Below are 14,133 nucleotides of genomic sequence, written 5' to 3'. Positions count from 1 at the left end.
TCATGACCCGCCCGACCAAGACCGAAATTCTCACCCGTTTGCGCGCCAAGATCGCGGCTGGCCGCCCCATTATCGGGGGTGGCGCCGGCACCGGGCTTTCCGCCATGGCCGAGGAGGCCGGCGGCATCGATCTCATCGTCATCTACAATTCGGGGCGCTATCGCATGGCCGGGCGTGGCTCGCTGGCGGGCCTGCTGGCCTATGGCAATGCCAACGACATCGTCGTAGAGATGGCGCACGAAGTGCTGCCCGTGGTCCGGCACACGCCGGTGCTGGCCGGCGTCAACGGCACCGATCCGTTCATGCTGCCCGACCAGTTCCTCGACAGGCTCATCGCCCTCGGCTTTGCAGGCGTGCAGAACTTTCCCACCGTCGGGCTGATCGACGGGGTGTTCCGGGCCAATCTCGAAGAAACCGGCATGAGCTATGACCTCGAGGTCGAGCTGATCGCCCGCGCGGCGGCCAAGGGTATGCTGACCACGCCCTATGTCTTCAGCACTGACGATGCCACCAAAATGGCCAGGGCCGGCGCCGATATCATCGTCTGCCATCTGGGCCTGACCACCGGCGGCGCCATCGGCGCGCAGACCGCCAAGACGCTGGATCAGTGCATCATCGAGATCGACGCCTGGTCCGCCGCTGCGCGTAGCGTCAATCCCGATATCATCGTCCTCTGCCATGGCGGCCCAATCGCCATGCCCGACGATGCCGCCTATGTGCTGGGGCGCACGGATGTGTGCCACGGATTCTACGGTGCAAGCTCAATGGAGCGGCTGCCGACCGAAATCGCCATTCGCGACCAGGTCGCGCGCTTCATCGCCATCCAGGATAACCCAGTGGGTGCGTAAAGCGACGCTGGACATCCAATGTCGGCAGTTGGAGATCGGCGGCGGTAAACGCAATGATCGAACTGAGGCGCTTTGCCGACGGGATTATTGGTCGGCAATGTCGTTCGCCTCATCATTCGGCGCTGTCGTAGAGCCACAGGGCGACTGCGACATCAACGTCCCAATACCGAACACAGTTTCCTCAATGTCCGAGCATCGATCTGGATCGCTCGAAGGTTGCCGACCCGCAAGTCCCAAATCGCGCTTGCCGCGGGCCTGAACTGTTGCCAGCCGGCGCGCCGGCCGGCCGGGTGAGCGGTGCCAGATCGACCTGAAACCCAGCGCTCGGTGCACAGGCCCCGGCCTCCTGGGGCCCAATCTTGCGGAGCCGGCCTTGTGCGGGCCGGCTCCTGACTTCAGGCTTTGGACAGGGCCTGGTCGATGTCGGCGATGATATCGTCGATATGCTCAATGCCCACCGAAAGGCGAACGAGGTCCTCGGATACGCCAGCGCGGGCCAGTTCATCGGGGCCCAGTTGGCGATGCGTCGTCGATGCGGGGTGGCAGGCGAGTGACTTGGCATCCCCGATATTGACCAGGCGGAGGACCATGTTCAGCGCATCTATGAACTTGCCTCCCGCTTCCACGCCGCCCTTGATGCCGAAGCTGACGATGCCAGAGGCCTGTCCCTTGGTGATACGCTTGGCGACATCATGGTACTTGCTTGTGGGCAAGGCCGCATAGTTGACCCAGGTCACCTTGGGATGGCTTTCGAGATAATGCGCCACCTTGAGGGCGTTCTCACAATGGCGCTCCATGCGCAGACCCAGGGTTTCCAATCCCATCAGGAAGAGGAAGGCACTATGGGGCGACAGGGCGGCGCCGGTATTGCGCAGCGGCACCACCCTGCAGCGACCGATATAGGCGGCAGCGCCAAGCGCTTCGGTATAGACGACGCCATGATAGGATGGGTCGGGCTCATTCAGCACCGCAAAGCGTGCCTTGTTGGAGACCCAGTCGAACTTGCCGCTGTCGACAATGATGCCGCCGATCGAATTGCCATGGCCGCCGATATATTTGGTGAGTGCATGCACCACGATATCGGCGCCAAAGTCGATGGGGCGGCAGAGATAGGGCGTAGCGACCGTGTTGTCGACGATCAGCGGCACACCATGGGCATGGGCGATCTGCGCCAGGCGCTCGATATCCACCACATTGCCCGCAGGATTGCCGATCGACTCGCAGAACACAGCCTTGGTCTTGTCGTCTATCAGGGCCTCGATGGCGTCGAAATCGCCGGCCGCAGCCATGCGCACCTCGATGCCCTGGCGCGGGAAGCTGTGCATGAACAGATTGTAGGTGCCGCCATAGAGCTGGCTGATTGACACGATATTGTCCCCCACGCCGGCAATGGCCTGAATGGAGTAGGTAATCGCGGCCATGCCCGAGGCTACAGCGAGGCCAGCGATGCCACCTTCCATTTCGGCCACCCGTTGCTCGAGCACTGCCGTGGTCGGGTTCATGATGCGGGTATAAATGTTACCCGGAACGGCCAGGTTGAAGAGATCGGCACCGTGTTTGGTGTCATCGAACGTGTAGGAGGTGGTTTGATAGATCGGCACCGCCGCCGACTTGGTCGTGGCCTCCGGCGTATAGCCATGGTGCAGTGCCAGCGTTTCGAGCTTCATTAGGCTTCCCCATTCTTGAATCGGACTCGCTGGCCCAGTATCCGCATTTCGTCATCGGTCGATAGGGCCATATGCGCCGCAAGTGGCATTCCCCTGCAGCGCACAGGAACCCCGTAGGCGTCAGCTCGTTCCGCCTCAGTGTCTATTATGGAGGCTGGTATGGAGCGGGCAAACCGGGGTTTCGGCTATTGGGCGGTCATGGCCCTCGCCGCGGTGGTGGTGTTGTTCGGGCTGCCCATTCTGGTCGGAGGCGTCTGGCTGATCGCGCTTGGCGGATCCTGGTACTACGCGCTGGCCGGACTGGGGCTGCTGGTCTCTGCCTGGTTCCTGTTCCGCCGTTCCATGCTGGGCGTGGGGGTGTATCTGCTGACCTTTGCGGGCACGGTCATCTGGGCCCTGTGGGAGCGGGGCCTCGACGGTTGGGCGCAGGTGCCCCGGCTGGTGGCGCCGACTGTCATTCTCATCCTCGTGCTGCTCGTCATTCCGGCGTTGCGCGGCCGGTCCGGCTTCGGTAGCGCGGCTGTCGTGGCTGCGTCTGTCGGCGTCCTGGCGCTCGGTGCATCCGGCCTTGGCCTGACCTCGCTCCGTCAATCCCCGCTGCTGGCGCAAGAGGCGGCGGTGCTTGCCGAGCCTGCGACGCAGGAGCCCTCGATCGCACCGCGTCCGGTTGCCGAGCCGCTCGTAGTGGGCGCGGACTGGCCCGCCTATGGCGGCACCTATGAGGCGGCGCGCTATTCGCCGCTCGACCAGATCACGCCCGACAATGTCGGTCAGCTGGAGCGCGCGTGGGAATTCAACACCGGCGACCTGCCGTCCGAAGCGGCGGAGGGCAAGTATTCGCCGGAGAACACGCCCCTCAAGGTGGGCGACAGCCTGCTGATGTGCACGGCGATGGGCATTGGTCTGGCCATCGACGCCGCGACCGGCGGGGAGGAATGGCGCTTTGATCCGGGCGTGTCGGCCGACGCCATTCCCTATGGCGCGACCTGCCGCGGCGTTGCCTATTACGAAGTGCCCGGCGCGGCGGCGGACGAGGCCTGCGCCACCCGGATGCTGTGGGGCACGCTGGATGCGCGCCTCCTCGCCGTGGACGCCCGCACCGGCCAGCCCTGCGCGGATTTCGGCACCAACGGGCAGGTCAACCTCGAAGAAGGGATCGGCGATACCGTGCCGGGCTGGTATGCGGTGACATCGGCGCCAACCATCGTGCGCGGCATCGCCGTGATGGGCGCGCAGGTCAAGGACGGCCAGGCCGAGGATGCGCCCTCGGGCGTGGTGCGCGGCTACGATGCCGTGACAGGCGAGCTGGCCTGGGCGTGGGACCTAGGCAATCCGGGCAATCGCGGCGCGCCGGCCGAGGGCGAGGTCTATACGCGCGGCACGCCCAATATGTGGACCACTGCGGCGGCCGACGAAGAGCTGGGCCTTGTCTATCTGCCGCTGGGCAATTCCTCGGTGGATTATTACGGCTCCAACCGCAGCGCGCTCGAGAACGACTATGCGACGTCGCTGGTGGCGGTGGATGCCACGAGCGGCGAAGACGTCTGGCATTTCCAGACCGTGTACCGGGACGTGTGGGACTACGACCTGGGCTCCCAGCCCACCCTGATCGACTTTCCTGCCGCCGACGGTCCGCGCCCCGCGCTGGTCCTCGCTTCCAAGCAGGGCGACATCTACGTGCTCGACCGGGCCACGGGAGAGTCGCTGTTCGAGGTGGAAGAACGGGAGGTGCCGCAGGGCGGGGTCGAGCCGGAATACCTGTCCCCGACACAGCCGTTCTCGGCCTATCACTCGTTGGCCTTCCCCGACCTCACCGAGGCCGACATGTGGGGCATGACGCCGCTCGATCAGCTGTGGTGCCGCATCCAGTTCCGGCAATCGAGCTATCAGGGCATGTACACGCCGCCAACCACCGACCAGCACTGGATTCAGTATCCAGGCTACAATGGCGGCAATGACTGGGGCAGCATCGCCATCGATGTCGAGCGCGGCCTGATCATCGCCAATTACAATGATACGCCCAACCACAATCGACTGGTCCCGCGCGAGGAAGCGGACGCGGCTGGCCTCGTGCCGATAACCGATCCGCGTGCCGGGCAAGGCGAAGGCCCGCTGGGCGAAGCCGGTCCGCAGACGGGTGCGCCCTTTGCCATCGACGTCAATGCCGGCTGGCGCATGTTCACGGGCCTGCTGTGCAAGCAGCCCCCCTATGGCGGCATCAGGGCGATTGACCTGGCGACAGGCGAGGCGGTGTGGGACCGTCCGTTCGGCACGGCGCGCCGAAACGGCCCGTTCGGCATTCCGTCCATGTTGCCACTCGATATCGGCACGCCGAACAATGGCGGACCGGTGGTGACGGCGGGCGGCCTGATCTTCGTGGCAGCCACAACTGACAACCTGATCCATGCCATAAACATTGAAACCGGCGAGACGGTCTGGACCGACACGCTGCCCGGTGGCGGCCAGGCCAACCCCATCGTCTACCAGGCCGACGGACGGCAATTCGTCGTCATTGCGCCGGGCGGGCATCATTTCATGGAGACCCCGGTCAGCGATGCGGTCATCGCCTATGCGCTGCCTGAATGACCCGCGGAACGCCGGGTCGCCTCCCTCCCTGCTGGGAGGGAGTGAGGTGGAGGGGTGGACGAAGGACCCAGATCTGCCTCCTCCGTGTGGGGTAGACCGATTGTCCGGAGAGTGGGGACGCGCCTAGGGATGCAGCGGCAGGTCGGCGGGCGTTCGCGTCATCTCGCCGGCGCCATACCATTCGGCCAGCGATTTGATCTGATCCTGGTCCAGTTCGCGCACCGCCTCGGCCATGATATGCGCGTTCGGACCGCCCCGCTCCGCACCGAGCAGCCTGAACAGCTCCAGCTGGCGCAACAGGTAGTCTGCATCCTGGCCGTCCAGGCGGGGATAGCCGGGCCGGGCACTCGCCCCATGGCAAGAGGCGCAGGCGGGAACATCGTGCTCGGGGATGCCAAGGCGGATAATATCAGGGGCTTGCTCGATGTCGGCCGCAACTGCAGCGCTGCGGCCAAAGTGCCGGGCGAGGGCGGTGATCTCTTCGTCGCTGAGTGTGCGGGCAGCCGCCATCATGGTGCCGCTTTCGCGGGTGCCGTCGCGAAAGGCCTTGAGGGCAGCCTCGAGATAGGCTGGGGTCTGGATGTCGAGCCGCGGCACGCCGGGGATGATGCCTTCGCCATTCTTGCCGTGGCAGCGGGCGCAATCGTTGTCGGCCACGCCGGTAGTCATGGCGCCATACTGGCTGGCGTCGAGTTCGGGCAGTGCGAGCAGGAACGCCACCATGTCCCAGACTTCGTCGTCGCGCCGCTGCGTCGGCCAGCCGGGCATGGCAGTGCGGCGTATGCCATGCCTGACCGTGGCGAAGATGCGCGCTTCGGGGTGCCATTGGGCCATGCGGTCGACAAGCAGGGGCGGCTGCGGGCTCAGGTTTTCCGCGAGCTGGTCGGGCGGCGCAGCGGGGCTGCCGTGGCAGGTGGCACAGACCATTTCATAGTGGCCGGCGCCGCGCTGCACCATGCCCGGCCGGTCGAGTGGCGGCACTTCGGTGCCCAGCGAGCGGAGGGTGATCGCCTGTTGCGCGGCGAGGTTGAAATACCAGTCCAGCGCGGTTGCCTGGCCGGGCTCGGCGGAACTGGGCAGCAGGCCGCTAAGGGGCACGAAGGCGAGCCCCAGTACCCCCAGTCCGGCGCCGATCAGATATGGCCGGAGATCGGTCATGTCGCCGCCTGTCGTTGCAGCACGCGGGCCATGAGTATCAGCCCGCCGGCCAGGTAGATCACGCCGCCGATAGCCAGCATGATCACGCCGCCCAACTGCTGATCGGCGAGAGCGGGCAGGCCGCCGATGGCGTGATGCAGGTGATCGTCATAAACCGGCCGCGGCGCCAGGCCGATCAGGGCACCGAGCAGGGTCATGTGCATGGAGGTGAAGAACAGCGCCATGGCGCCGGCCAGCGCGGCGCCGCGCCGGGTCTGGGCGGTGCTGGAAAGGGCGACCAGCCAGACCAGCATGGAAACGAGTGCGAAGCTGAGCTGTTCGGCGGCGAGGGCGAGTGGCAGGGTGCGAGAGGCATGGTGCAGGGTCGGGGCATGCCAGCCCCAGACCACGACAAGGTCCAGGATGCTGACGGCGATGGGCAGCGTCACCTGCGAGCGCAGCCAGTTGCGCCGGGCCATATAGGGGCCGATGCCGGCCGCCAGCAGCGGCACGCCAATGCCGACCACTGTCATGTGCAGGGTCATGTGAGCGGCGAAGCTGCCAGCGACCATGCCGGGCAGCGGGCCTATCCAGGCCAGGAGGAGTACCGCGATGCCGGCAAGGGTGAGCGGACGGTCGATCATCGGCAGGTCGAGAGATAGAGCATGGGGATGGTGACGTAGAGCACGGCCACGGCCGAGAGGACGCAGAGCATCAGAGCCACGTGACTGAGGAAGCGGTGGCGTTCCTCGGGCGTATTGTGCTCGAATTCGAAGTCATTGTCAGTGAGGCTGCGGGCGCGGACGCCCCAGATGTGGTGTGTCGATAGGCCGATGCCGGCCAGCGCCACAAGGGTGGCGATGATGACCACCAGCGTGGGATGATCGAGCGAAGCAGCGCGGCCGGCCTTCTCGCAATAGATCGCGGCATAGACGTAGCAGAACAGGAAATGCAGCGCCCAGATGATGGGCGCGGCGATGACCCGCCACAGGTCGGTGCCATGGCCGGTCTCGCGTTCAACCTCGTTATGGGCGCGTTTTGCACTCATTGCAGCAGCGGAAAGCCTCCAATGACCAATGCGGTGAGCAACGCGCTGAAGCCGGTGAAGTGCCAGTAGAGGGTGACGTTCCACAGGTCGGCGTCATGGCGGGGGGTGAGGCGGCCGAAGCAGGTGCGGGCAAGGCAATAGGCCTGCATGATGGTGCCGGCCAGCAGATGCGCCACCACCCAGACCACCAGTCCCCAGACGATGGCGGGATAGGCATGTGCGGTGGGATCAAGGCCCGTTGTCCACGGCCCCGCCATCAGCGCCAGTCCGGTGAACACGGCGCCGACTGGCGCGGCCACCAGCAGGGCGCGCGACAGGGTCACGTATCCGGCCGCGTTGGCCAGGCGGGCAGCAAGGGTGGCGCCCCAGGTGACGATGGCGAGGATCGCGGCTGTCAGCGGCCACTGCCAGCCGGGTCCGTCTATGCCGACGGGCGGGAAATCGGGGTGGATGGTCCAAAAGAAGAAGTAACCAAACAGCACGGCCAGGAAGGCAGTGAGATCGCCGGTCATGGTGATGAACATGGCCCACCAGCCGGTCGAGCGAGGACCGGCCACATAGAGCGGCAGGCGGCGGCCGTCGCCGATATCCTTGGTCTGCTTCTCGGGAATTTCAGCCGTGCCGGTCCACAGCCAATAGAGCAGGATGGCGAGGAAGAAGATGGCGCTGCCCAGGGTTGGCCACCACAGTTTCCACACGGGGAAGATGAAGACGCCAGCCAGACCGATGGCCGCCAGCATGGGCAGCCAGGTGGGCGTGCCGACGCGCAGCACCTGCAACGGCTCGGCATCGAGCACAGAGGTCACCAGCGTCTCGCGCCGACCCTCCTTGGCATCGGCCAGCAGGCCGCGGCCTTGGTCGATGGTATCGAGAAGGTCCTTGTCGTCCCATAGCGGATAGCGGCTGTTGATCTGCGGGATCGAGCGCAGGCCCCAGTTGTCGGATGGCACCCGGCCCAGCCATTCGAGTGTGCCTGCGTTCCACACGTTGCGCGGTGCATTCGGCTCCTTGCCCTTGGGCCGCACACAATCCCAGACATAGAGCAGGAAACCAGCCGCCAGCACGAAGGCGCCGATGGTCGAGACCATATTGAGCGTGTCCCAGCCGCGGTCGGCGCCATAGGTGAAGACCCGGCGCGGCATGCCGAGCAGACCGGTCAGGTGCATGGGCAGGAAGGCGACGTTGAAACCGATGAAGACCAGCCAGAACGACCAGATGCCTGATGTCCGCGACAGCATCTTGCCGGTGGCGAAGGGGTAATAGTATTGCACGCCCGCCATCACCGGAAACAGCATGCCGCCGATCAGCGTGTAGTGCAGGTGGGCAACGATGAAATAGGTGTCGTGGACCTGGAAATCGAACGGCGCCACGGCGACCATGACCCCGGTCAGGCCGCCGACGATGAATGTCGCGAGCGCGCCCAGGCAATAGAGCATGGGCACCGTGCGGACGACGTTGCCCAGCATCACCGTGGCGATGAAGACAAAAAGCTGGATGCCGGTGGGAATAGCAACGGCTTCCGACGCCGCGGAGAAAAAGCCCAGAGATATGGCGGGCAGGCCGGTGGTGAACATGTGGTGCACCCAGAGCCCGAAGCTCAGGAAGCCAGTGCCGATGGCCGAGAGCACGATCCAGGAATAGCCGGCGATCGGCCGCTGCGCGAAGGTCGGAATGATCATGGCCAACAGCGCAATGGCCGGCAGGAAGACGATATAGACTTCGGGATGCCCGAAGATCCAGAACAGGTGCTGCCACAGCAGCGGGTCGCCGCCGCGCGTGACATCGAAGAAAGGCCAGTTGAACGCTCGTTCCAGCTCGAACAGGAAATCGCCGGCGATCAGCGGTGGAAAGGCGAACAGAATCATCGCCCCGACGATCAGCACGTACCAGCCATAGAGCGGCGTGAGGTTGATATGCATGCCGGGGGCACGGCATTTCAGCACGCCCACGATCAGTTCCACCGCAGCCGCGATGGAGGCGACCTCGATGAAGCTGAGGCCCAGCAGCCAGATATCGGCGCCGATGCCGGACTGTTCGGTCGAGAGCGGCGGATACATGAACCAGCCGGCATCGGGTGCGGCATTGAAGAAGATCGAGCCGCAGACGAAGACGCCCCCGATGGCGAAGCACCAGAAGCCGAAGGCCGAAAGGCGGGGGAAGGGCAGGTCGCGGGCGCCGAGCATCGGCGGCAGGATGAGGATGGCCACCGCCTCGAAGATCGGCACGGCGAACAGGAACATCATCACCGTGCCATGCAGGGTGAAGAGCTGGTTGTAGGTTTCGGCCGAGACCAGGTTGTTGTCCGGGACCGCCAGTTGCGCGCGGATGATCAGCGCCAGGGCACCGCCAAACAGCATGAAGGCGAAAGCGGCCACGATATACCAGAGGCCGACCACCGAATTGTTCACATCGGTCAGGTAGCGCCAGCCGCGGGGCGGCGCCCATACCCTCGCCAGTTGCCGTTCCTCGGCGGCCTTGTCGGTCATTTGAGCTCCAGCAGAAAATCGACGATGGCCTGGCGTTCGGCATCGGGCAGGGTGGCGAAGGAGGGCATGCGGCTGCCCGGCTTGATATGGCTGGGGGCGACCAACCAATCGGCAAGGTTGGCCGGGGTCAGCAGCATTGTGCCGGCTCCGATGGTGCGACGGCTGGCAAAGTGGGTGAGATCGGGGCCAACCGAGCCCGCTTCGCTGATGCCGCGGACGACGTGGCAGGCTCCGCAGCCGGCGGCGATGAAGGCCTCGCCATTGCCAGCGGTGGCCGGCTGGCGCTGCGTCTCCAGCCATTCGGCATAGGCATCAGCTTCATGCACCACGACGGGGAATGCCATCAGGGCATGTGAGGGGCCGCAGAATTCGGCGCAGACGCCGCGATAGACGCCGGGCTTGGTCGGCGTCAGCCGCAGCACATTGGTTCGTCCGGGTATGGCGTCCATCTTGCCGCCCAGCGAGGGGATCCAGAACGAGTGGATGACGTCGGTGCTGGTGAGCACGAATTCAGCCGTGGCGCCAACGGGAAGGTGGATTTCATTGGCGGTGGCGACCTGGCTGCCATCTGCCGCCTCATAGCCGAGCCGCCACCAGAACTGCTCGGCCACGACCTGAACCTGAAGGTCGGGCGTGTCCGCCTCGGCCCAATTGGGCAATAGCGCCAATCCGAAGATGAGGAGCCCGGCAAGGCCGACGGTGGGAAAGGCGACGCCGCCAATGAAGACGAAGCGGTCGGCAAAGCGTTCGCTGCGCGGGCGCTTGCTGCCGAGCACGGCATAGATCGCCGAACCCATGATGATGCACCAGACGAGCGCCCCGCCCGCGGTCATGAACCAGAATAGGTTGGCGAGTTCGGCGGCGTCTTGGCCGGCTGGGTGCAGGGCACTCTGTTCGGGGTTGCAGGCCGCCAGCATGGCGCAGGCAAACAGCAGGCCTGCTGCCAGCATGCTGCGCTTCGCAATGCCCGAACATGGTCGGCCCATTCGCCCCCGCAAAATGAAATACAAGCCGGGAACGCGGCGCCGCCGGATGAGTTCCTGATTGATCGCGTCGCACAGGACAGGTCATGGCAAAGCCAAAGGGCTATTCACTCATCCAGATCATCCTGCACTGGGTCATCGCGGCGCTGGTCATTTTCCAGCTCCTGGTCAACGAGGACGTGCAGCACGCCTTCGCCGACCGACTCGATGGCGAGGCAATGGACGAGCTGGGCGGGGCGTTGCTGCATGTGAGTGTCGGCGTCACCATACTCGTACTGGCCGCCATCCGGCTGGGGATCCGCGTCGTCCGCGGCGCGCCGGCGCCCTATCAGGATACGCCGGCCATCCTCAACTGGCTGGGCCACGCGACGCATGTCCTGCTCTATGGATTTCTCTTCTTCATGCCGCTCACCGGCGCGATCGCCTGGTTTTTCGCGGTCGAGTTCTCCGCCGCACTGCACGAGATCGGCCGGCTGGTTCTGGTGCCAACCATCGGCTTTCACGTGATCGGAGCGCTGGCCGAGCATTTTGTCTTTCGCAACGACACGTTGCGGCGAATGCTGCGGGCGACTGCGGACTGAAGTGCGGCATAGCGGCGGCTGCACCCATGACCAGAGCAGCTTTGCGCCAACCTCAACCTGGCGCTATGGTTATGCTAGGAGCGGTAACAGCCGCGATATTGCTCGGCTCGCGTTCCGGCCATAATTGTAGGGTTATCGGTGGGTCTGAACTAGTCATTTTACTTGGGAGGCGGCAGGGGCATAATTGAGGACGGAGGAACAATGGCCTTTGCCCGGATCAACGATGTCGTGCTGCATTACAGGGTGGAGGGTAGCGAGAGCGCCCCGGCCCTCGTCCTCGCCAATTCGCTGGGCACCGATGCGCGCATCTGGGATGCGGTTGTCACCCTGCTGGCCGGCCGCTACCGCATCATCTCCTATGACAAGCGGGGCCACGGGCTGAGCGATGCGCCTGATGGCGACTATCGCCTCGACGACCATGTCGATGACCTAGCGGGTTTGCTGCGACATCTCGAGATCGAGCGGCTGGCGCTTGCCGGGGTTTCGGTGGGCGGCATGATCGCGCAGGGTTTTGCGTTGCGCCATCCCGACCGCCTGGCGGCGCTGGTGCTGTGCGATACGGCGGCCAAGGTGGGCGACGCCACCATGTGGAACGAGCGGATCGCCGCTGTACGCGAGCGGGGGCTGGAAGCCATTGCCGAGCCGGTGATGGCGCGCTGGTTCACCGAGCGCTTCCGGCAGGAGCAGGCAGACGAACTGGCCGGCTGGCGGAACATGCTGGTGCGCATGCCTGTCGATGGCTATGCCGGCACCTGCGCGGCCTTGCGCGATGCCGATCTGCGCGACGCCATTGCCGCTATTGCCGTGCCGACGCTGGTCGTGGTCGGCGAGCAGGACCTGTCCACGCCAGTCGAGCTGGTGCGGCAGACAGCCCAGGCCATTGGCGGCGCACAGTTCGCCACGATTGCGGACTGCGGACACATTCCTTCCATTGAACAGCCGCTGGCGCTGACGGCATTGATGACGCGTTTTCTCAACGAGGTGGGCTATGACTGAGGCAAGTCTGTATGAGCGGGGTATGGCGACGCGGCGCTCGGTGCTCGGCGATACCCATGTCAACGGCGCCACGGCGCGCCAGACATCGTTCGACGCGGATTTCCAGAGTTTCATTACCGAAGGCGCCTGGGGTTCGGTATGGTCGCGGCCTGGCCTGAGCAAGCGCGAACGCTCGGTGGTGACTATCGCGCTGCTGGCAGCGCTGGGGCATGAGGAGGAACTGGCCATGCATGTGCGCTCAACGGTCAATACCGGCTGCTCGGCCGAGGATATCAAGGAGGCCCTGCTGCATGTGGCAGTCTATGCAGGGGTGCCGGCCGCCAACAGGGCGTTCAAGATCGCCAAGGAAGAGCTGAGCAATCGGGGAGACGGGCAATGAGCGGCATCATCCTGCCGGGGGCGGACGGCGTGCTTTTTCCCCGCGACCGGGCCTGGCATCCGCCGGCCAATACACCGGGCTACAAGAGCGCGACCTTTCGCGCGCCGCGCAATTCACTGCTGTCGCTGGGGGGGACGGCATCGGAACTGACGGGCCCGACCTTCGGACATTCGAGCCTCAATGCGCTCGATAATGACCTGATCCGCAATTACAGCCAGGATGGCACGGAGGCCATCGGCCAGCGGTTGATCGTCTATGGCCAGGTGCTGGACGAGAATGCGCGGGCGGTGCCCAATACGCTGGTCGAGTTCTGGCAGGCCAATGCCGGCGGGCGTTATCGACACAAGAAGGAAGGATACCTGGCGCCGCTCGACCGCAATTTCGGCGGCTGCGGCCGGGCCATTACCGATGCGGACGGCTTCTACTCGTTCCGCACGATCAAGCCCGGGGCCTATCCCTGGCCCAATGGCGGCAATGACTGGCGGCCGGCCCATATCCACTTTTCCGTCTTCGGCCACGCCTTCGCGCAGCGGCTGATCACCCAGATGTATTTCGAGGGGGACCCGATGATCTGGCAGTGTCCGATTGTCGGCACCATTCCCGACAAGGCCGCCATCGACCAGTTGATTGCCCGGCTCGACCGGCACAATACAACGCCCATGGACGCCTTGGCCTATCGCTTCGATATCGTGTTGCGCGGCCGCCGCTCGACCATGTTCGAGAACAAACTGGAGGGAAACTGATGCTGCATCCGGTTCCCAGGCTCAGGGAAACCCCGTCGCAGACGGCAGGTCCCTACGTGCATATCGGCATGACGCCCAACTTTGCCGACATCAGGGGCGTCTATGCCAGCGATCTCGGTGCAAGCATGCTGACGCCGGACACGGCGGGCGAACGCATCATCATCACGGGCCGCGTCATCGATGGTGCCGGGGTGCCGGTGGGCGATGCGGTGGTCGAACTGTGGCAGGCCGATTCCAACGGGTCCTACGCTGCGCCGATGGGGCCGGGCTCCAATGTCGCGCCGGCCTTTACCGGCTGGGGGCGGCAGCCGACCGATGCCGATGGCGTGTTCAGCTTCGAGACGATCAAGCCGGGTCCGGTACCCGGGCCCGATGGCCGGCCGATGGCGCCGCATGTGGCACTGTGGATCGTGGCGCGCGGCATCAATATCGGGCTGCAGACACGGCTCTATTTCGCCGACGAGGCCGATGCCAATGCGACCGACTGGGTGCTCGGCAAGATTGCCGACCCTCTGCGGCGGGCGACGCTGATTGCGCACCGGGAAGACGGCGCCCCGCCGCGCTATGTGCTGGATATCTACCTGCAGGGGGACCGGGAAACGGTGTTTTTCGACGTCTAGGTGCATGGCCTTGCCGGGCCAGCCCGGCTGGGCATCGCCATCGTGCCCGAGCGAGTCTA

The 14,133-nt window shown here is 65.0% G+C and carries 13 protein-coding genes; 7 read left to right on the top strand and 6 right to left on the bottom strand.

Annotation, left to right across the window (positions count from 1 at the left end; translation table 11 throughout):
- The first annotated feature begins 2 nt into the window (after window positions 1-2).
- Window positions 3-848 carry a phosphoenolpyruvate hydrolase family protein gene (locus IH615_RS20860; protein ID WP_291365037.1) on the top strand — a complete coding sequence of 282 codons (846 nt, stop codon included), beginning with the start codon at window positions 3-5 and terminating at the stop codon, window positions 846-848.
- Window positions 849-1,243: 395 nt separating this feature from the next.
- Here the strand turns inward: IH615_RS20860 and IH615_RS20855 are convergent, their stop codons facing one another.
- The gene (locus tag IH615_RS20855) at window positions 1,244-2,515 is read right to left on the bottom strand and encodes an aminotransferase class I/II-fold pyridoxal phosphate-dependent enzyme (RefSeq protein WP_291365035.1); all 1,272 of its coding nucleotides are present in this window, start codon (window positions 2,513-2,515) and stop codon (window positions 1,244-1,246) included.
- 159 nt (window positions 2,516-2,674) lie between these two features.
- Between IH615_RS20855 and IH615_RS20850 the strand changes: the two genes are divergently transcribed.
- Window positions 2,675-5,101, top strand: coding sequence for a membrane-bound PQQ-dependent dehydrogenase, glucose/quinate/shikimate family (locus IH615_RS20850; RefSeq protein WP_291365032.1), 2,427 nt, complete (start codon window positions 2,675-2,677; stop codon window positions 5,099-5,101).
- Between the two features lie 123 nt (window positions 5,102-5,224).
- Here the strand turns inward: IH615_RS20850 and IH615_RS20845 are convergent, their stop codons facing one another.
- From IH615_RS20845 to coxB, 5 genes are read right to left on the bottom strand one after another with little or no spacing between them, the layout of a single operon-like run.
- Window positions 5,225-6,259, bottom strand: a complete 1,035-nt coding sequence (locus IH615_RS20845; protein ID WP_291365030.1) for a c-type cytochrome — start codon at window positions 6,257-6,259, stop codon at window positions 5,225-5,227.
- Complete coding sequence (locus IH615_RS20840) at window positions 6,256-6,882, bottom strand: cytochrome c oxidase assembly protein (RefSeq protein WP_291365028.1); 627 nt, start codon at window positions 6,880-6,882, stop codon at window positions 6,256-6,258. Before IH615_RS20840 ends, IH615_RS20845 begins: the two co-directional genes overlap by 4 nt.
- The gene (locus IH615_RS20835; protein WP_291365027.1) at window positions 6,879-7,286 is read right to left on the bottom strand and encodes a hypothetical protein; all 408 of its coding nucleotides are present in this window, start codon (window positions 7,284-7,286) and stop codon (window positions 6,879-6,881) included. Before IH615_RS20835 ends, IH615_RS20840 begins: the two co-directional genes overlap by 4 nt.
- On the bottom strand, window positions 7,283-9,772 hold the full coding sequence (gene ctaD / locus IH615_RS20830) for a cytochrome c oxidase subunit I (RefSeq protein WP_291365026.1): 2,490 nt from the start codon (window positions 9,770-9,772) through the stop codon (window positions 7,283-7,285). Before ctaD ends, IH615_RS20835 begins: the two co-directional genes overlap by 4 nt.
- The gene (gene coxB / locus IH615_RS20825) at window positions 9,769-10,722 is read right to left on the bottom strand and encodes a cytochrome c oxidase subunit II (RefSeq protein WP_291365024.1); all 954 of its coding nucleotides are present in this window, start codon (window positions 10,720-10,722) and stop codon (window positions 9,769-9,771) included. Before coxB ends, ctaD begins: the two co-directional genes overlap by 4 nt.
- 119 nt (window positions 10,723-10,841) lie before the next feature.
- Between coxB and IH615_RS20820 the strand changes: the two genes are divergently transcribed.
- The 5 genes from IH615_RS20820 to pcaG all read left to right on the top strand — a co-directional run bounded on the left by IH615_RS20820 (window position 10,842) and on the right by pcaG (window position 14,074).
- Complete coding sequence (locus tag IH615_RS20820; protein WP_291365022.1) at window positions 10,842-11,336, top strand: cytochrome b/b6 domain-containing protein; 495 nt, start codon at window positions 10,842-10,844, stop codon at window positions 11,334-11,336.
- Window positions 11,337-11,537: 201 nt separating this feature from the next.
- A complete protein-coding gene (gene pcaD, locus IH615_RS20815) occupies window positions 11,538-12,332 on the top strand; it encodes a 3-oxoadipate enol-lactonase (RefSeq protein WP_291365020.1) in 795 nt (264 codons plus the stop codon).
- The gene (pcaC, locus tag IH615_RS20810) at window positions 12,325-12,711 is read left to right on the top strand and encodes a 4-carboxymuconolactone decarboxylase (protein WP_291365018.1); all 387 of its coding nucleotides are present in this window, start codon (window positions 12,325-12,327) and stop codon (window positions 12,709-12,711) included. Before pcaD ends, pcaC begins: the two co-directional genes overlap by 8 nt.
- A complete protein-coding gene (gene pcaH / locus IH615_RS20805; protein ID WP_291365016.1) occupies window positions 12,708-13,454 on the top strand; it encodes a protocatechuate 3,4-dioxygenase subunit beta in 747 nt (248 codons plus the stop codon). The genes pcaC and pcaH overlap by 4 nt, the downstream gene beginning before the upstream one ends.
- A complete protein-coding gene (pcaG, locus tag IH615_RS20800) occupies window positions 13,454-14,074 on the top strand; it encodes a protocatechuate 3,4-dioxygenase subunit alpha (RefSeq protein ID WP_291365014.1) in 621 nt (206 codons plus the stop codon). The genes pcaH and pcaG overlap by 1 nt, the downstream gene beginning before the upstream one ends.
- Window positions 14,075-14,133: the final 59 nt, after the last annotated feature.

Origin of the sequence: Devosia sp. (genome assembly GCF_014860165.1) — a bacterium.
GTDB lineage: Bacteria > Pseudomonadota > Alphaproteobacteria > Rhizobiales > Devosiaceae > Devosia.
Note: the sequence above shows the minus strand (reverse complement) of the source record. Positions and strands in the feature narration are given on the sequence as shown.